The organism is Zobellia sp. OII3, assembly GCF_002211465.1.
Lineage (GTDB): Bacteria > Bacteroidota > Bacteroidia > Flavobacteriales > Flavobacteriaceae > Zobellia > Zobellia galactanivorans.
This window is the reverse complement of sequence record NZ_MWRZ01000002.1, coordinates 359486-379051: the sequence shown is the minus strand read 5'-3', so window position 1 is coordinate 379051 and position 19566 is coordinate 359486. Positions and strand designations below refer to the sequence as shown.

Sequence of the window (19566 nt, the reverse complement as noted above, 5' to 3'; positions counted from 1 at the left end):
GGCCTTAACAATCTTTAACATATTTTTTCGACTTCACAATACTTAAAAACCAAAATCAACGTTGTGATGGTTGAACGTAAAATCCACGAAAATGAATTCCTCCTCAAAACTACTTTTGTTTTTTTTCTCCATTATTCTATTTGCTTCTTGCGGAAATGCCGATGATGATGTGAACTATGCCCTAAATACAGGTGATGGACTTGGGAAAGGACAACCCGTTGACAAATGTTTGGACCTGGGTGACAATGAACTTGTCCTTTCCATACAGGACCAATACACTACCGCCCCCGGTAAGGTTTCTATTTTCTTTAAAGTATCGAATAGTGAAGGGAGTCCTGTTTCAGGATTGACCGCTGACCAGTTTACGATTTACGAACAAGGAAGGAACGACGATTGCTTCAATACCATTTCCCCATCGGAATCACAAGCGCGTATTTCTCCCAATGAGCAAATATTTTCTAGTAACACCCTTTTAATACTTGATTTAAGTAATAGTGTTTTGAGCGAGAGTGTCGATGAACTAAAGGCCGCGAGTATCAGTTTTATCGATGCCGTAATGCCGGCTACATCGCAGGAGTCATATAAAATGGCCATTTATTGGTTTGATGGGGAAGACATATTACATGAGCTAACTCCTTTGACTTCCGTGAAATCGGACTTGACCGCTGCGGTCGAGACCATCAATAAGGATATCAGTAGCGATGTGTCTACCGACCTTTACGGTGCTGTCATTAAAGCTACCGATAAAGCCAGTGACCTTTTGAAGGATAGTACAAAAGGCGATAAGATCGGTGCTGCTTCCGTGGTAATCTTTACCGATGGTACAGATCAGGCTTCACGCTATGCTAAAGATGCCGCACAGAAAAAAGTAGATACGGCCGATCCGAACATTTCCTTCTTTACCATTGGTTTGGGAAGCGAAATCGATACACAGGTCTTGAGCGACCTCGGAAAGAACTCTAGCGAATTTGCCGCTAACAAAGATGAATTGGAAGATACTTTCAATAGGATTTCCGAAATCGTTTCCGAGCGAGCCAACAGTTTTTACCTTTTCGAGTACTGTAGCCCTAAAAGAGGTGGTGACAACAACCTGGCCATTCAAGTAAAAAATGGTAGTTTACAAGGTGCCGTTCAGACCAAATTTAGCGCAGAAGGCTTTACAGGAGGCTGTGAATAATCAGCCTATCTCAATAAAACAGTAAAAAAGACGCCTATTTTAGGCGTCTTTTTTTTTCCTTTTTTACAAAAGCCTTAATCCTTCAATAACAAAGGGTTGCGCCGCCTTTTGTCGGGTTTATATAACCCTTTGCCTAGAATGTTGACCATAGGTGAAGATCCAATTGCAGACCTATTCCGTATTATAGTAGTGAATCAATATACTTTTATATCAAAACGTTTTAAAATGAAAAAATCAATTATCCTAAGTACGCTTGCCGTTACCCTAATGGCATCTTGTGTTTCTAAGAAAAAATATGTTGCTCTTGAAAACAACTTGTCCGAAACGCAAAGCGCATTGACAAAGACCCAAGTTGAAAAGGAAGAACTTGAAGGTAAAATGTCTAAGATAGAAGCTCGTGTAACCGAGTATAACGAAAAGATCAATTCTTTAAAGGAGATCAACGATAGTCAAATGACTTCTGTTGACGATGTTGCCGTAATGAGCAACAACACCAAAGCGAAGATGAGATCAACACTTGCCAAAGTGGATCCCGCTAAACTTGCCGAAGCAAAAACTTTGCAAGATTCAATGAACTTGGCCATTTCTTACAACCTTAAGAAATCTATTTCAGATGACGATGACGATGTAGATGTGAACATCGACAAGACCGTTGTTATGATCAACATTTCCGACAAACTTCTTTTCAATAGTGGTAGCTACCGCGTTAGCAGCAAAGCCAACAAGATTCTTGAAAAATTGGCGCAGGTAATCAACTCTGAGCCAAGCATGGAAGTTATGGTCGAAGGTCACACCGATTCAAGAAGCATCAGCACTGAAATGTTCCGTGATAACTGGGACTTGAGCGTTAAGCGTGCTACAAGCGTGGTTCAGATCCTTCAGAACAAGTACAATGTTGATCCTACTAAAATGATCGCAGCCGGTAGAAGTAGCTATTTACCTTTGGTGGATAACGACACTAAAGAAAACCGCGCGAAGAACAGACGTACTAAAATCGTTATCATTCCGAACTTGAACAAGTTTTTCGCCCTTTTGGACGCGGAAACACTATAAAACACAGTGGTATTGCCGATAATTTGTCTCGGCTATTGCACAACAGTTAAAAAGGAAGAACTTACCGTTCTTCCTTTTTTTGTGCGATTCAACGAATTAAAACAATATTAGGTGGGGTTTTCTTCTACTTCGCTGTTCAAAGAGAACACGAGTACCCCATATTAGAAAATGAAAACCTACATCCAGAACAAATGCTATGCTAAATGGCAAAATTTTAGAACACATGGATGTATTAACAGTTATTATTCAGAACACCGCTTTAAACGGAATGCCTAAATGGTACCAGGCCTTGACCCTTACATTGTTTGCTATCATTGCGACCTTGGCAATTTCAATGTACTTTAGAATAGCCCTTCAGGCTTCAGAGATGTCTGAAATGGCCATGCGGTTCGGCTACTAAGCGCGAATACCACTTATCGATAGATCATCGCATTCTTGAAATTTGTTTTCTTATCGGCCTCAAGGTCGATCAAAAAACCGTTGATTATGGCGTGCGTGATTTTTCCACCTTTTTCCAAGAGGAAGGTAGGGTTGAGTCCGATTTCTATTGAAAACTCGGGTAACTTATACCGCTTTCCGATGATATGTATGGGAAAGGGAGAAGACAGTTTCGACGATGGAATGTTTTCTACCCGTACATAGGTGTATCCCGATTTTAATAAGGAAGTGATATCAAGGGCGGCCAGGTCGTTCAATGTATTCACTAGCTTGGGGTATACCTTGCCCGGAACGATGGTATGGCCCGAAGCATCAAGGGTTTCGTATCCATAATAGGTAGAGAGGTCCCCTTGGTCTAGGATGCGGCTGCTGTACCAAAAATCGTTATGGTCTTTTTTGTCTACCTCTAGACGGTTCATACCTATATCGAAGATATAGTTTTTACCCAAAAGCGGATAGGTGGCATTCGCTATTTTCAAATCAAAAAGCTTCCGGTCGTTTTCAGGTATTTCCTCGTATTCCTCCAAGGCGATATCCTTATAGTTTTCCTTGGCAATGGTATATATGGCGGAAAGGATCGAAACATAGTTCAGTTTCCTTATCTCCTGCTTCTCCACATCGTTATGATAGCCTCCTGATTCTATTAAAATGGCACTGGTGCCCCACTTTTGGATATTATCACCGAAGGCCCTTGGTTCAAAATCGTCATTGTATCGCCCAACCTGGCCCGGAGCGTATTTTTGAATAATCTTGTTCATAAAGACAATGACCTTCATGGCGTTGCCCCGTACTTCATTGATGTCTTTTTCGTAATTGTATGCCGGGGCCAAGTATGAGATGGTGGCCGGTTTTTCGGTTCTTTCGGCATTGTAGTAGGTACTTTGGTCGTGTAGGTTGAAGCCAAAATCGGCATTTAGACTATCACGTACCCTTTTCAGGGTCTGGCCCTCGGGAGATTGTAAGCGCAATGCATCACGGTTGACATCGATGCCCAATCGGTTTCTTCGTTGAAAGACTTCTGCCCCATCAGGATTTAACATGGGTAAAAAGTGCAAGGTGCAGTTGGCCAAGATTTCCTGTTTTTCTACAGCGAAATCATCGCTCTTGAAAAAATTGAATATATCGAAAATAGCTTGTGTTGCGGTAGGTTCGTCACCGTGCATCTGTGACCACAGGAAAACGTCGGTCGGTCCCTCCCCTAGACTGATGAGCGACAAGGAACGGCCCTCGATGGACTTGCCGACTTGGGCGACCTTAAATTTAGGGTGGTTTTTGTACTGTTCTATTAAGGGCTGCAGCTCATGGTGCTTTATACGTCTTTTTTGAAGCAAGGGCTCTTTGTACGTTTCATAGGTTTCGTAAAGTTGGGTAGTCAGATCCTTTTGCTGTGCATGGCTGAATATGCAGACAAAAAGGATAAGGGCGGTAATCGGTATTCTCATGGGGTAATCGGTTTTTTTGGTACGGGTGCAAAATTAAGGTTTTTGGTGGCTCGTCGAACCTTGCCCATAAAATCTTCGCCCGGGTCGGTCTTTTGGGTACGGTAGCCTTTGTCCTTTTCCAACCACAGCGGGTGGTTCTCAAAATAGGTGTATTCATAATGCCCGATCAGGTAATCGATGGCATATTTGTCGGCTAGGTATTTTACCAGTTCGATATTCGATTTCAGTTGGGCCTCGGTCAAGGGCAAGGCTTCGGTGCCCCCGACATTTTCTATGCCTATGGCGCAATGGTTCAGGCCAATAACATGTCGGGCCATGGTGGTCTCGGGCAACAGGCGATAAATGCTGCCATCGCGGTCTACCATAAATTGGGAAGAAACGTTTAATCCGCTTACATCCTTAATATCGGGTCGCCAATTGGGCAAGGTCGGAGGATCAAAGGCTTCGAACGCTTCTTCGAAGGTGGGTATGACCGTCCAATGCAGTACGATCATTCTCGGAATTATAGTCGGTGTCACCCTTTCCAGTCCATAGCGATTCCGAAGATATTCTAGGCTCAGTTGTTTTCGGGTTTCGTCAAAGACAATGGGTCTATCTATAATTTCAGGAAGCTGTACCGTTTCCTTTACCGGCTTGCACTGCAAAAAGAGCAGGCAGCTGAAAATAGCTAGGTGTAGGCGGTATTTTTTGATCATTCGTTATCGGTGTTGGTTTCGCGTTTGACACGGTATTTGATCTTTAATTTTTTTCTGCCCCATTTTCTTGCTTTCGCAATATCCGTACCCATATAAATATCGATTTTGTTTTTCCAACGGCTGTGCATCTTGTCCATTACGGTATAAAACCCATCGAGGCCTTGTATTTTCACGTGGCTCCCTTGTTCCAATCCCAGGTCTAAGAGGTCTCGTGAAACCGCTATTGCCTTCATACCGGGGAGCAAGGTGTCGCCCCAAGCAGCTACGCTTGGCTCTTCGTCCGTTTGCCAATGAACGGAATTGTAGGCCGAGACGTTCACTACCTTGGTTTTCCAGATGCAACCATCATCCCCATCCTTGTCGTTTTCAGCACAAGAAAGGCACAAATAGCAGAACAATAAAAGTAAGATGGTCTTTTTGTCCATAGCCCTAAGCTTTCCCTTAAAGCTACATAATTTTCAAGATACAGGATACGGGATCGGTTCTCCTTTGTAAAAGGCAATAATATTACGGGCGGCAAAAACCGACATTTGACGCCGTGCCTCTAGGGTGGCCGAACCTATGTGCGGGGTTACCGCAACCTGTTCCATTGAGAGCAGCGGGTTATCGGCCTTCATGGGTTCGGGGTCGGTAACATCGAGTCCCGCTCCCCATATTTCGCCCTGTTCCAAAGCCGCTATCAAATCTGCTTCATTATGTACCTGGCCTCTTGCGGTGTTTACGAAAATAGCGGACGATTTCATTTTTTTAAATGCGCCGGCATCAAACTTGTGCTTTGTGTCAGGCGTAAGCGCACAATGTGCGGAAATGATATCGCTTTGCTCCAAAAGGTCGTTAAAGGAAACTTTTTGGGCCTGTAGTTCTTCCTCCGCTTCCCTATTGGTCGAACGATTACAGTAAAGTACTTTCATTCCGTAGGCGCCCTTACAACGGCGGGCAAATTCGAGTCCTATCCTTCCCAGCCCGAAAACCCCGACCGTTTTGTTTTTTAGTTCTATTCCCAAATGGGCTTGGGGCCTAAAATGCCGCCATTCGTCTTTGGCTATGGTCTTGTGCATATAGAACATCTTTCTCGATACGGCCAAGACAAGGGCAAAGGCTATATCGGCCGTGGCATCGGTCATGGAGTTTGGCGCATTGGCAATGGGAATACCCAAGCGTTTCGCCGCTACAATATCGATGTTGTCGTAGCCCGCTGCATATTGGGAAATGATTTTAAGATGCTTGTTCGCATTTAAGAATTCGGCATCCAGTTTGTAATTGCTCGTGCTTAAAAGGCCATCGTGTTGCGCTGCGGCTTTATAAAGCTCTTCTTTGGTCATCGGCAGGTCTTTGGTCCATTTGGTCACTTTCAGGCCTTCCTTTTTTAATAAATCGATTCCGGTATCGGGTATATTCAGAGGTACAAGTATTTTCATGGTAGGCAATTTATAAAATCTAATAGACGGTTGTACAAATTCATTTACTTTTACATTTTTTCTGGTGCATTTTTTATTTCAAAATTCCCGAGAACCCATGAAAACCTTCAAACGTATCCTTCTAATTTTATTTGTTATTCTTGCCGTGGCCGTATACTTTAATTTTCCCAAACTCAATTTTATTTCCGGCTATGCCGCTAAAAACATGGCTTCTACGGTCTTTTTGACCGAGCGTGGGGCCCAATCGGTAGAATTGAACGATAACGATGTGCCTTTGATAAACTTGGCCGACGTGGAGACCGACGGAGAGAGTGCTTCCGCTTCGGTATTCGGACTCATGGAGCGTAAAGCCGTGTGCCATGAAGGACTGGGCTGTACTTTGATCAATGAAAATTATGACCCCAATATCGAAATTCCCGTTCCGGTACGGGCAGAACCGAAGTCCGATCTGTTTTTTCCCTATGGGGACAAGGAAGCCAAAGACACGGTTTTTGCCCAAATAGATTATGACCGTTTGCAAAAAGCCATAGATTGGGCCTTTAGTGATAACGAGGAGAAAAAGACCAGAACGGTGCTCGTGGCCTATAAAAACCATATCGTCGGTGAGAAGTATTTGGAAGGCTTTACCAAGGATACGCCAATTTTAGGCTGGAGTATGACCAAAAGTGTACTTGCAACCCTATACGGTATTCTCGAATACCAAGGAAAAATAGATTTGGACCAGGCCGTACTTTTGGACGGATGGGAAAAGGATGAAAGAAAAAATATTACCCTGAACCATCTGTTGCGTATGCAAAGCGGACTTGCTTGGGAAGAAGACTACACCTCCATTTCAGATGTGACCCGTATGCTATTTATGGATGCCGATATGACCAAGGCACAAGGCGAAAAGGAAGCCATTGCCGCACCTACGGAAATATGGAATTATTCTTCGGGAACTTCCAACCTTTTGTCGGGCATTTTAAGAAAACGGTTTAAGACCCATCAAGAGTATATCAATTTTCCATACGAAGCACTTATCGATAAGATTGGAATGAGCAGTATGTTGATTGAAACCGATATGAAAGGCAATTTTGTAGGATCTTCATATGCTTGGGCCACCACCCGTGATTGGGCCAAATTCGGACTACTATATTTGAACAAGGGGAATTGGAACGGCGAGCAGCTTTTTGATTCTTCCTGGGTCGATTATGTATCCACGCCAACTTTACATTCCGATGGCACCTACGGAGGGCATTTTTGGCTTAATGCCAATGGAAAATATCCAGATGTACCCAGGGACCTCTACTCTGCCAATGGTTACCAAGGGCAGCGGGTATTTATTATTCCCTCAAAAGATCTGGTAGTGGTTCGCACCGGCCTTGCCGAAGAACCCGATTTTGATATCAATCTCTTTTTGAAAAACATCTTGGCCTCCTTTCAATAATATTGCCCATTCTAGACGTACGAAACCCGTACGAAAAAACTTAAATATCTTTTTGTAAGAGTTACACAACAATTTTGCCTTGCCTCGCAACAATAGTTTCGATGTGATAAGGCTTCAGTGTATGTTTACAGTGTAATAAAAACGAAAGTAAATTTTTTCATTTTCATATAGTGTTCTCGACGAAAGAGCCTTTTCCTTCTAGGATGGGCTCTTTCTGGTTTTATATCGTTCGAGAAAATGGTTTGGCCGTGAATAACGACCGTTCTTTCTGTTTTTTGCGATCAAGGAATATACTTGTTCTTTCCGAAATTGGGCTTGCGTTTTTCGAGAAAGGCGTTTCTACCTTCCTTGGCTTCTTCGGTTCCGTAGGCCAGACGTGTAGCCTCACCGGCAAACACTTGCTGCCCTACCATACCGTCATCCGTAAGGTTCATGGCGAATTTTAGCATTTTTATGGAAGTGGGCGACTTTTCAAGAATCTCTTGGGCCCATTGATAAGCGGTATCCTCTAATTCATCATGAGGGATTACGGCGTTGACCATTCCCATTTCGTAGGCTTCTTGGGCGGAGTAGTTGCGGCCTAGGAAAAAGATTTCACGGGCCTTTTTTTGCCCCACCATTTTGGCAAGGTAGGCCGAACCGTAGCCTCCGTCAAAACTGGTAACATCGGCATCGGTCTGTTTAAAAATGGCATGCTCCTTACTGGCCAAGGTCAAATCGCACACGACATGGAGGCTGTGCCCCCCACCCACGGCCCAACCGGGCACTACGGCAATCACTGCTTTGGGCATAAAACGTATCTGGCGCTGTACCTCAAGAATGTTCAAACGGTGCATACCGTCTTCCCCGACATAACCTTGCTCCCCCCTAGCCCTTTGGTCGCCTCCGCTACAGAATGAATAGACGCCATCTTTGGTAGAAGGTCCTTCGGCCGATAACAAGACGACCCCGATAGAGGTGTCTTCCTGGGCATCATAAAAGGCTTTGTACAGTTCACTTGTCGTCTTTGGCCTGAACGCATTGCGAACATTTGGGCGGTTGAAGGCTATTCGGGCTACGCCGTTACACTTTTTATAGGTGATATCTTCGAATTCTATTGCTGTTTTCCAGTCCGGTTTTTGCATGGTCATAATTTAAACATTGCAAAGTAAAGCAATTTGAAAAAAACAATACGGCATAACTGAGGTTTGTAGTTATTAAAAATAAGGAAAAATGAAAGGGAGAATACGCTTGTTTTTTAACAAAGGGCCTCCATTCGTCCGATTAAAACATATAATGTCAAAACAGACGCACCATTAATCGTTTTTTTGTGTTTCGATAGAATAAATCCCTTAATTTACAATGAATTAGGCTAAATTGATTTATTTTCGTAGTAATGCATAGCGTATAAACCATTGATTTGTATTTCCCCATACTTAAGATTTTCTGTACTCGACAGCGGTCTTATTCTTGTTAATTAGGTATAAAATTCTTTTTGATGTGTATTAAAGATCGCCCCATAGAAAATATAGACGATAGAATCGCTGATTTAAACGTAATTGCCCGAATAGGTTATTGGGAGTTCGATGTCGATTTAGAAAGCTATCGACTAGACAAGGTATCGTACGATATTCTGCAGTTGCCCTATGGCGCTGCCCTAGAAGACCAAGAAACGGAAACCTATTGTCAGAATAAAGATGAATGGGCGGTTGTAAGCAATCTCATTGCCACAACGGCAAAGAAAAAAAAACCGTTCCATCATGAAGTGGAATTGGAGCTCCCCGATGGGAATCATATTTGGCTTCTATTGATAGGGAAAATAAGCTATGATACCAATAGAAATATAAAAGTGTCCGGAATGATGCAAGACATCACGGATAGAAAAGAGTTCGAGACAGAATTGACCCAGAAGAACGAACTTTTGAACTTTACGGAGAACAAAGCCGGTTTAGGGCATTGGAAATGGGACTTAAAAACCGATTTAGTTAGTTGTTCAAAAAACATTGCTCGTATAATCGGGGTCGCATACGGCACTGTTGTTACTATCCAAGAATTAATCAATGGGGTCCACCCCGAAGACCTTGAATTAGTACGTAATCACTTGGGAAAAGCCGTAAAGACCAAGTCTTTTGACCCTTTGTTTCACCGATTTCTCTTAGATGATGGCTCTGAACGGACAATTGAAGTTTTGGGGAAACCCGTTCTCGATGATTCCGGTAAGTTGGTGAGTTTTATATGTAGTTCCCAAGATATTACGACCCGAAAGCAGTTTGAAAATGAACTAATTAAAAAGAACCAACTATTTATTGTGGCCCAACAAAGGGCCAAATTCGGGTATTGGCAATGGGACCCTAAGACTGATTCCGTAAACTGTTCGGAAAATATGTCGCGCCTTTTAAGAATCGAGGAAAATACTACTTTTCCGATAAAGGACCTTATAAAGGATGTACACCCGAATGATATAGACTACGTTCGTTCCTGTTTGAACAAAGTTGTGAAGACCAAGACTTTTAATGGTTTTAGCCATCGCATAGTTCTAAACGACGAGATTCGATACGTTAAGGTGTATGGGAAGGTCAACACGGACCTGAATGATGAAATTTTAAATATCTTGGGGGTTTCCCAAGACGTTACCGAACAAAAGAAATCTGAAAATGAACTTCTTAGTAAGAACCAACTCTTAGGATTTGCCGAGCAAATTTCAAAAATCGGTAATTGGCAATGGAATATGACCACCAATATCATAAAATGGTCGACCAATCTATATCGCATTTTTGAAATTGAAGAAAACAGTGAAGTTCATTTCGACACTTACTTTGGCCATGTTCACCCAGATGATAAGGAAATGGTAACCACTAAAATAAATTCCCTTGCAGAGAACAAGAACTTTGAAAGTGTAATACACCGGATTGTATTGGATAACGGAACGATTAAGGTTGTAGAGCTATTGGCAACCGTAAACCTCGACGATTCCGATAATATCATCGAAATGTTGGGCACGTTACAAGATGTAAGCGAACAACGTTCAGAAGAAATAAAGTTCAGGGGCTTATTGGAGTCGGCCCCCAATGCAACACTTATAGTGGGCGAAGGCGATAGCATACAAATGATCAATAAGCAAGCGGAACTTTTATTCGGTTATACCCCAGAAGAGTTAATAGGGAAAAACTTTGAGATTCTTGTGCCTTCTAGGTTTGAAGAAATGCGCATTCCACAAAAAAAGAAGTTTTTTGAGAATCCGGTAGTTCAAGAGATGGATTTGGGAGAGGACTTCTTTATGAAGCACAAATCGGGAAAAGAAATCCCGGTAAAGGTTACCCTAGGCCTTTTGGAAATCGATAAGGGATTATTGATATCTATGGCCGTACGGGATATCACTACCGAGAAACTGGCTGAACGAAAAATCTTAAAGGCCAAGGAAGACTTGGAAGTCTTGACGCGGGAGCTTACTGCACAAAACCTTCAATTGGCCGATTTCACCCAAATTACCTCGCACAACCTACGCGCACCGGTAAGCAATTTAAATTCGCTTTTAGACATTTATAAGATGATGGACGATGAAGAAGAGCGTAAAGAGCTTTTCGAAAAATTCGAAACGGTTATAGCCCATCTCACACTGACGTTGAATACACTGATTAACGCACTGTCGACTAAAAGTAATACCTCGGTGGAATGCCATGCAGTTTCCTTTAGTGAAACCTTTAAGAAAACCGAGGAAATCCTTACGGCGGAAATCATTAGGACCAAGGCCATTATTAAAAGTGATTTTTCAAAAGTAGATTCCATTCAATATCATAAAATATATTTAGAGAGCATTTTTCAAAATTTAATCGGGAATGCTTTAAAATATAAATCGCCGGAACGTATTCCCCAGATAGAGGTCAGCTCCGAAATGCATAACGGTAAAGTTCTGTTGAAATTTAAGGATAACGGGCTAGGGATTGACCTAGAAAGGCATGGGGACAAAATATTCGGATTGAACAAGGTTTTTCACAACCATCCGGAAGCAAAGGGTATAGGGCTTTTTATGACCAAGACCCAGGTCGAAGCTATGGGAGGCAAAATATCAGTATCAAGTAAGGTCGACGAAGGCTCTACTTTTATCATATCCTTTAAATAATATCATATGGAACCATCTTTTCATCTGTGTATTATCGATGACGACGAGATTTATCGTTTTACCACCATTCAATCCGTTAAGTTTTTAGGGAAGGAACATAAAAGCTCGGTTTTCTCAAATGGTGAAGACGCTTTGGCCTTTATAACGGAAAACCTAGATAAGCCTGCCGTATTGCCCGATTTTATCTTTTTGGATATCGACATGCCTATTATGGATGGATTTCAGTTTCTTGAAGGCTATCGGCCCCTTGTCCCCAAAATAGGCAAATCGATAGAAATCTATATGGTTTCTTCCTCGGTGGACCCAGAAGACATTGAAAGGGCCAGGGCCTATCCTATGGTAGTCGACTATATTTCCAAGCCATTGGCTAGTGATAGGCTTAAAACTATTATGAACGCGGGTTAAAATCCTTGAATTTAAATGTCGGTCACTATTGTCGACCCATTATTTTTTTCATCAATTATCTCAAAATTTATAATATTCATTAGGTTTTTATGTTAAATAATAGTTTCAAGTTTGTACTAAATGGGTGTGAATAATCATAAAAACAGTATCGATTCCGACACCATGAATTCCATTCATGAAAGGTTGAGGATGGGTACGTGGAAATTGAATGTGGTTACCGGTGAGTATACGCTTGACGACATTACTTGCGATATACTACAGATTCCCCATGACACTGTCTTAAAAAGAGGGATAAAGCCCCCAATGGACCGGCCTGACACTACGGGACTCCAAATAGAAGAAGGGTTAAGGGAACTCATACATTCAGGTACGCCTTTTGACCATGAACTAGAATTTACAACCCCAAAGGGGAACCCGAGATGGCTACACGTTATTGCCACCCGTAAACCGGAAAATGGCAAATGCATTGAGGTTTTAGGAATCATTCAAGACATCACCACAAGAAAACAAACCGAAAACAACCTTTTTCAGCATAATAAATTATTGAACCTCGCCCAAAGAAAAGCGAGATTGGGCCATTGGAATTGGGATTTTAGAACAAATACGTTCAGCTGTTCCGAAAATATGAGCCGTATAATCGGTTTTGAACCCGATGTTCCCGTATCAATGAGTTCTGTTTTAGATAATATCCATCCCGATGACCGAACCTATGTTGATGCACTATTGACCAACTGTATCAAAAATAAGGAGTTCCAAAGTTTCACCCACAGAATGATACTGGAAGATGGTAGCATGCGAACCATTCAGGTGTCGGGAGATATATATGTAGACGAAGAGGGTGAAATAATCAATGTCTTGGGGATCTCACAAGACATTTCCGATTATAAGGAAATTGAAGAGGAATTGCTTAAAAAGAACGAACTCTTAATTTTCGCGGAACAAAAGGCATTATTGGGGCACTGGGAATGGAACATTATCACGGATGAAGTTTTCTGGTCCTCCAACCTCTATTATCTATTTAAGCAAGAGGAAAATACAAAACTGGAGTTCAATACCTATTACAGCTACGTACATGTCGAAGACCAAGCTAAAGTTTCGGCCCACTTCGGCAAGGCCATTGAAGAGAAACACTTTGAGAAAATCATACACCGCATTGTTTTAAACGATGGCACCTTAAAATGGATCTTGTTATTGGGTGAGGTCGTTGTGAACGAACAAGATGCAATAATTAAGCTTATCGGAACTTGCCAAGATGTGACCGAGCAACAGATGCAAGAGATCAAGTTTAAAGGATTGGTCGAATCTGCCCCGAGCGCTATGATTATTATAGATAAAGAAGGGATTATACAAATGGTCAATAAACAGGCCGAAAGCCTGTTCGGCTACACTCCCGAAGAGTTAGTCGAAAAATCGGTCGAGGTTCTCATACCTGCAAGGTTTGAAGAAAAGAGGGCACCGCACCGCGAAAAATTTCTGGCCAACCCCAAAATTCAGAAAATCGATATTGGGGAAGACTTTTATATGATCCATAAATCGGGAAGGGAAATTCCGGTAAACATTGCACTTGGACCTTTACATATAGAAGAGGGATTGCTTATATCTATGTCCATACGCGACACGACCGCCCAAAAAATGGCCGAACGGAAAATTTTAAAGGCCAAGGAAGATCTGGAAATCCTTACCAAGGAGCTGACCGCACAAAACCATCAACTGGCGGACTTTACGCAGATTACCTCTCACAACCTGCGGGCTCCGGTAAGTAATTTGAACTCACTTTTGGAAATCTATAAATTGATGGACAATGAGGAAGAGCGCAAAGAGTTGTTCGGAAAATTTGAAATCGTCATCGGACACCTTACCTTGACGCTTAATACCTTGGTAGAGGCCTTGTCGGTAAAAAACCATACGTCAATTGAGAGAAGTGAGGTTTCCCTTAGTGAAACCTTACTAAAAACAGAAGAGATTTTTACTGCCGAAATCAGCAGGACCAAGGCAGTTATTAAAGGTGATTTTTCAGAGATTGATTCTGTTCACTACAATAAAATCTATTTAGAGAGCATTTTTCAAAATCTAATAGGAAAAGGTTTAAAATATAGGTCGTCAGAGCGTATGCCCGTGATAGAGGTGAGTTCAGAGGTTCGAAGCGGAAGAGTGCTGTTGCGCTTCCAGGACAACGGTTTAGGGGTCGATTTGAACAGGCATGGCCATAAAATGTTCGGATTGAACAAAGTTTTTCATAATCACCCCGAGGCAAAAGGCATCGGTTTATTTATGACCAAGACCCAGGTAGAAGCCATGGGCGGAAAAATAGCAGTATCGAGTAAAGTCAACGAAGGCTCTACTTTTACCATAACATTATAACTACTCAATATTTCATGCAATCACCTTTTCACCTATCTATTATCGATGATGACGATATTTACCGTTTCACGATTATTCAATCCGCAAAATTTTTAGGAATAGAACACAAAACTTCGGTCTTTGTGAACGGTGAGGATGCCTTGAACTTTATTTTGGAAAACCAAAACGATCCGGCCGCCCTCCCCGACATTATCCTTTTAGATATTGATATGCCCGTTATGGACGGGTTTCAATTTTTAGAGGAATACGAGGCCATAGAACCGAAAATAGATAAAGATATAAAGATTTATATGGTCTCTTCATCGGTCGATCCAGAAGATATTGCCCGGGCGAAATCCTATTCTATGGTAGTGGACTATATTTCCAAACCTTTGACCCCGGAGAACCTTAAACAATTGGTTGCCGATATTTGAAAAAGCCAAGGGGCTAAAAAACTTGAGAGCTTTTAGTTTCTGGCATTCTTCTCCTCGATCCATTTAGAAAGGTACTTTGTGGCCTGCATGGTTTGATGAAGCAATAGTGCGCCTATAAAATTTTTGCGTCTGTGCGCTTCTAAATTAAGGGCCAACCCATCGATTTTCTCCTTCAATCGCTTTTCTAGCACATGACGGTCGTAGCATGTATTGACAATGGCAAGGCCATTGTTCTGTGCTTTCGTCCATTCGCTTTTATTTTGGTACAGTTGTAAGGCCGCTTCGGCAAAGCCTTCGGCCGAATTGGCAATGGCCCCGCTCCACGGCATTTCGGCGTGCATACCTTCGGCACCGATATCGGTAGTAATACTTGGGGTTCCATTTTGCATGGCCGTGCTCAATTTTCCCTTGATACCCGCGCCAAAACGCAAAGGCGCCAGATTAAGGCGGGCTCTACCTAAGACCTTGTTCGCATCTTCGGCCCAGCCTTTTACATGGAAGCCTTGGTCGGGCCGGTGTAGCTCTTGGATGCGCTGTGGCAGATAGGCCCCATAAACCGACAATTGGGCATCGGGAAGCCCTTTTCGAATAAGTGGCCAAATCTCTTGGAAAAGGAAAAGCAGGGCGTCTACATTTGGGGCATGTCTACCGTTTCCAATACAGATAAAACCCGACCTTTGGTCGAAGGCGGGCCAATGGCCTTGCCTCTCTTTATCAATAGGGTCTAATAAAAACGGGAGATGCAGTAAGAGATTCTCGTCTATAGCTAACTTTTTCGTCAAGAGTTCCATCTCGAAAGTCGAAACCATTAATGAAAGATCGGATCGGTAAATGCTTGCCACTTCACGTTTGGTCATATCGCTTTGCCGCCAGTCGTCCAGTGAAAATGTTATGCGCTTCTTATGGGCCGTTTCCCGAGCTTTCCGAAGCGAATGCAAATCTTCGGTATCAAGTATCCTAATAGCGTTCGGTAAGCTTTCGGCTATTCGCCACCCGAACTGTTCTTCGGTCAAAAAACGATCAAAAATGACAATGTCGGGGTTTAGCTCCTTTATGGAGAGGTCAAAACCGGAATCGTTCAACGTAATGGGCATCGATTCAATCGCCAATGCCTTCAAGTCTAGGGATAGCCCTGTTTGGCTCGCCGTACTCGCAAAAACAACGCGATAGCCCTCTTCCTTAAAAAAACGCAGTAATTCCAGCATACGGTTTCCTGCTGCCGTAGAAGCGGGCTCGGGCCAGGTAAAACCAATAACCAAAAGTATATCTTGCTTCACCTTGTTGTAACAAATTTATAGACTTGGTAGAATTTCCAATAACCCTACATCTTGGCCGCGAACATACGGGAAATACTCGAGCGTAATTTACGTTCGTAATCTTCTTCGAGCCATTCCTTGTAGTTCTTGGTATTGTTCATGATGCAGTACGAATATTGCCGTACGCGATAGGCGATTTCTTCCTTGAGCTCTTTGGCCAAGATACGGGCGTCGAAAACATCCTCTGAATTCTCTACACAAATCTGGGCGTGCTGCTCTATACTGCGCTCCAATACAATTTTGGACTTGAGACCTTGGGCAAAAACTTTTTTATATTCTTCCTTGATGTTAAACTCAATATTAGTAGATTTCTTGAATTTCTCACGAAGGGACGGGGGCATTTCATAAACAAATTCTTTTTCGATTTCCTCGTCGTTCTTGATGTTCTCAAGGTAAAAATCAGGAAAATGAAAGATTTCCTGCCAATCTATAGGGGCGTCCCACAATCCAAAACGCGCTACATTGTTTCCGAGGTCGACTACCGTAAACTCACTCTTGTTCGGAAGGATACGCGAGCCCCTACCGATCATTTGAAAGTACAAGGTCAATGAACGGGTGGCCCTGTTGAGGATAATGGTCTCTACCGAAGGTTCGTCAAAACCGGTGGTAAGGATACTGACCGAGGTCAGAATGGCGTCAGGGGTATTGGAAAACCATTCTAATATTTCCTTTCGTTCCGAAGCCGTGTTTTTATTATCCAAGTGACGGATATTATACCCTGCCTTTTTAAAGGTTTCGTATACGTAACGGGAGGTATTGATACCGTTGTTGAAAATCAATGTTTTGGTACCATCGGCAATCTCCTTATAGGCCGATAAAAGCTTGCCGAGCATGCTTTGGTTGCTATAGAGCTCATCGGAAGACTTAACGGTATAGTCTCCACTGATGCCCAGTTTTAGGCTTTGTAGGCTTACATCGTAATTGTACATATTGGCCTTGGCCAAAAACTTCTTTTTGATTAACGACCCTATAGATTCGCCCACGATCAACTTTTGGTAGTTGTCTTTCATGGGCAATTTGATGTTCGAACTTAAGGGCGTTGCGGTAACCCCGAGAATGGTAGAGTTCTTGAAGAACTTAAATAGTTTTCGGAAGGAGTTATAATGGGCTTCATCGATGATGACCAGGCCAATATCGTTGATTTCGACCTTTTCTTCCTGAAGCCTATTGTTCAAGGTTTCCACCATGGCCACAAAGCACATATAGCTGTCTTGGTCGGTAAGCTCCTTTACCTCGCTATTGATGATTTTGTTCTTTACACCGAAACTGTTGAGCATACGGGAAGTTTGGGTGCTCAATTCTATACGGTGCGTAAGTACGACCACTTTTTTACCCGTTTTTTCAATATAACGTCGGGCTATTTCAGAAAAAACAACGGTCTTACCACCACCGGTTGGCAATTGGTATAGAAGGTTACCCTTTTCTTCAGGATCCTCAAGATGCTTGAAAATGGTCTTCAGATCTTCGATCTGATAATCGTATAGTTGCTTTTCGGTAGTATCTTTTTTTAACTCCAAGTAGGGTCTAAAATTTAGCGTTCATGTATTGTAAGAAGGTGGGGCTTCCCAATTTTCTCAATTTTACAAAATTAAAGGAAATTTGTACTCTTCTGAAATTAAATCTGGGGAAATCGACAAAAGTACCGCTCAGGCCCCGTTATACTTGGGGCCAAAAGCGTGTCTTTCTATTTTTGACAAAAGAGGGAAATGCTCAGGGTCAATACCCCTTTTCCATGACCACTTCGTTCAGTAGATTCCTTCCTGACAGTAGTCTATCATAATTTTCAAGGATCTGGGGCACTACGGAACCGGTATCGGAAACACTGGCATAATGCGGGGTCATCTGTATTTTTTCATGTTTCCAAAACGGATGTTCTATTGGTAAAGGCTCTTGATGGTAAACATCCAAGCCTGCACCCGAAAGGTGTCCCCTGTCCAACATTTCGATCAAGTCTTCGTCTACCAAGTGGCCACCACGTGCCACATTTATAACAAAAGCGCCTTTAGGAAGCTTCAAAAACAGTTCTTTGTTCAAAATGCCGGTAGTTTCTTGGGTCAAGGGCAGTAGACAAACGGCGATCTGTGTGGTTTTTAAAAAATCGGACAGCCCTTCATCTCCCACATAGCAATCGACACCGGCTATGTCTTTTTTCGAGCTGGCCCAGCCCTGAACCTTAAAGCCATATTTGACCAAATCCGTGGCCAATTCCCGCCCTAGGGCACCAAGCCCCAGAATACCGACCCTAAAATCGGAAATCCTGTGGTATTGTATGGGTTGCCATACCCCTTTCATTTGGTTGATTTTATACTGGTCTAGGTTTTTTAAATGACTAAGGATGACCGCAAGAACGTGTTCTGACATATCCTTGGCCAACATATCGTCTACCACACGGGTTATGGGCAAGTTTTTGGGCGCCGCCCCATCTTCGAAAATAAAGTCCACCCCTGCCCCGCTAGAAGCTATCAGCTCTAAGTGGGGATAATGCGCCAATGCCCCTTTTGGATGCTTCCAGACCAAGGCCATTTTAATTTTTTCCTTGGGGTGGTCTTCCAAATAACTGTATACCTCGAGTTCCGGTCGTTGCGCCAAGAGGGCCTTCTTCCAAAGTTCAATCTTGTCGTCTTGTCTAATAATAACTATTGCCATATTTAATCTATGATATCTAGGGCTCGGGAAAAGCCCTCGCCGAATTGCCAATTTTGGTCTTGTGTTGTGCTGTAAATTTTTACGATTCTTTCCTTGTATTCGGCCAACAGCCCATTGACCGATACAAACCTAAGCGCTTCGGTAAACGAGTTCATCATGCTTTTGTAAAAGGCGTCGGACAGGTTATGGTCTTTTTCGAATACTTGGGCTATCTCCAAGTTGTAGAGCATGACGTCGGCAATAAGATGTGGGTCTACACCAAGTTTTATAAAGTGCTTTATGAATTTCTGGGCTACGGAGCGTCTTGCCCTAGGGCGTCTTCGCTTTACAGGGAAGTATTCATTACTGATTTTTGTCTTTGCTTCTTGAACGAGCTTGTCTTCCTTGGGGTTGAAGATAAAGTTGTAGTACTCCTTTACCTCGGGAAAGCGCTCGTAAAGGTCGAGCAATTGCTCTTCAATGGCCCCTTTGTCTATTTCCGAAAGGTATTTCTTTAGCTTTCGCTTGCTCATTTTTCTACGATTTGTCCTCAAAAATAGCGGAATGCGTCAAATCCACCTAGATTCGTACCTGAAATCTTAAACTTCTCATAAATTATGTATAAGAATACTCACAAGTCTTTGGATAATAGATAATAAAAATGTATACTGTATGCTTGTAGCAATCCTAAACACATT

General features: G+C 42.6%; 17 protein-coding genes. 8 read left to right on the top strand and 9 right to left on the bottom strand.

The genetic code is table 11. The features are described 5' to 3' along the window. Positions 1-91 precede the first annotated feature (91 nt). From B4Q04_RS08735 to B4Q04_RS22695, 3 genes are all read left to right on the top strand, one after another. Positions 92-1177 carry a vWA domain-containing protein gene (locus B4Q04_RS08735; RefSeq protein WP_088696575.1) on the top strand — a complete coding sequence of 362 codons (1086 nt, stop codon included), beginning with the start codon at positions 92-94 and terminating at the stop codon, positions 1175-1177. A 225-nt stretch (positions 1178-1402) separates the two neighbouring features. After that, positions 1403-2230: a flagellar motor protein MotB gene (locus B4Q04_RS08730; protein WP_013995497.1), complete on the top strand. Its 828-nt coding sequence runs from the start codon at positions 1403-1405 to the stop codon at positions 2228-2230. Positions 2231-2453: 223 nt separating this feature from the next. Beyond that, a complete protein-coding gene (locus tag B4Q04_RS22695; RefSeq protein WP_158499753.1) occupies positions 2454-2630 on the top strand; it encodes a hypothetical protein in 177 nt (58 codons plus the stop codon). A gap of 13 nt (positions 2631-2643) precedes the next feature. Here the strand turns inward: B4Q04_RS22695 and B4Q04_RS08720 are convergent, their stop codons facing one another. From B4Q04_RS08720 to B4Q04_RS08705, 4 genes are read right to left on the bottom strand one after another with little or no spacing between them, the layout of a single operon-like run. Beyond that, entirely contained in the window at positions 2644-4110 is a 1467-nt protein-coding gene (locus B4Q04_RS08720; RefSeq protein WP_088696574.1) for a M14 family zinc carboxypeptidase, read from the bottom strand. Continuing rightward, positions 4107-4805, bottom strand: coding sequence for an N-acetylmuramoyl-L-alanine amidase (locus B4Q04_RS08715; RefSeq protein WP_088696573.1), 699 nt, complete (start codon positions 4803-4805; stop codon positions 4107-4109). Before B4Q04_RS08715 ends, B4Q04_RS08720 begins: the two co-directional genes overlap by 4 nt. Next, a complete protein-coding gene (locus B4Q04_RS08710; RefSeq protein WP_236630991.1) occupies positions 4802-5230 on the bottom strand; it encodes a 3D domain-containing protein in 429 nt (142 codons plus the stop codon). The genes B4Q04_RS08715 and B4Q04_RS08710 overlap by 4 nt, the downstream gene beginning before the upstream one ends. A 33-nt stretch (positions 5231-5263) precedes the next feature. Beyond that, positions 5264-6223: a 2-hydroxyacid dehydrogenase gene (locus B4Q04_RS08705; RefSeq protein ID WP_088696572.1), complete on the bottom strand. Its 960-nt coding sequence runs from the start codon at positions 6221-6223 to the stop codon at positions 5264-5266. 97 nt (positions 6224-6320) lie between these two features. Between B4Q04_RS08705 and B4Q04_RS08700 the strand changes: the two genes are divergently transcribed. Then, complete coding sequence (locus B4Q04_RS08700) at positions 6321-7649, top strand: serine hydrolase domain-containing protein (RefSeq protein ID WP_088696571.1); 1329 nt, start codon at positions 6321-6323, stop codon at positions 7647-7649. A gap of 281 nt (positions 7650-7930) precedes the next feature. Here the strand turns inward: B4Q04_RS08700 and B4Q04_RS08695 are convergent, their stop codons facing one another. Next, positions 7931-8773, bottom strand: a complete 843-nt coding sequence (locus B4Q04_RS08695) for a 1,4-dihydroxy-2-naphthoyl-CoA synthase (RefSeq protein WP_046288096.1) — start codon at positions 8771-8773, stop codon at positions 7931-7933. A gap of 353 nt (positions 8774-9126) precedes the next feature. On the opposite strand from B4Q04_RS08695, the gene B4Q04_RS08690 reads away from it, so the two are divergent. From B4Q04_RS08690 to B4Q04_RS08675, 4 genes are all read left to right on the top strand, one after another. Then, on the top strand, positions 9127-11748 hold the full coding sequence (locus B4Q04_RS08690) for a PAS domain S-box protein (RefSeq protein WP_088696570.1): 2622 nt from the start codon (positions 9127-9129) through the stop codon (positions 11746-11748). A gap of 6 nt (positions 11749-11754) precedes the next feature. After that, positions 11755-12153 carry a response regulator gene (locus B4Q04_RS08685; RefSeq protein ID WP_088696569.1) on the top strand — a complete coding sequence of 133 codons (399 nt, stop codon included), beginning with the start codon at positions 11755-11757 and terminating at the stop codon, positions 12151-12153. 120 nt (positions 12154-12273) lie between these two features. After that, positions 12274-14514, top strand: coding sequence for a PAS domain S-box protein (locus B4Q04_RS08680; protein ID WP_088696568.1), 2241 nt, complete (start codon positions 12274-12276; stop codon positions 14512-14514). Between the two features lie 14 nt (positions 14515-14528). Then, on the top strand, positions 14529-14927 hold the full coding sequence (locus B4Q04_RS08675) for a response regulator (RefSeq protein WP_013995486.1): 399 nt from the start codon (positions 14529-14531) through the stop codon (positions 14925-14927). Between the two features lie 32 nt (positions 14928-14959). Here B4Q04_RS08675 and B4Q04_RS08670 read toward each other — a convergent pair whose 3' ends face one another. The 4 genes from B4Q04_RS08670 to B4Q04_RS08655 all read right to left on the bottom strand — a co-directional run bounded on the left by B4Q04_RS08670 (position 14960) and on the right by B4Q04_RS08655 (position 19401). Next, on the bottom strand, positions 14960-16204 hold the full coding sequence (locus tag B4Q04_RS08670; protein WP_013995485.1) for a glycosyltransferase: 1245 nt from the start codon (positions 16202-16204) through the stop codon (positions 14960-14962). Positions 16205-16248: 44 nt separating this feature from the next. After that, the gene (locus B4Q04_RS08665) at positions 16249-17760 is read right to left on the bottom strand and encodes a DEAD/DEAH box helicase (protein WP_013995484.1); all 1512 of its coding nucleotides are present in this window, start codon (positions 17758-17760) and stop codon (positions 16249-16251) included. Positions 17761-17959: 199 nt separating this feature from the next. Continuing rightward, positions 17960-18889, bottom strand: a complete 930-nt coding sequence (locus tag B4Q04_RS08660) for a 2-hydroxyacid dehydrogenase (protein ID WP_088696567.1) — start codon at positions 18887-18889, stop codon at positions 17960-17962. 2 nt (positions 18890-18891) lie between these two features. Beyond that, positions 18892-19401 carry a DUF6155 family protein gene (locus B4Q04_RS08655; RefSeq protein ID WP_088696566.1) on the bottom strand — a complete coding sequence of 170 codons (510 nt, stop codon included), beginning with the start codon at positions 19399-19401 and terminating at the stop codon, positions 18892-18894. Between the last annotated feature and the right edge of the window lie 165 nt (positions 19402-19566).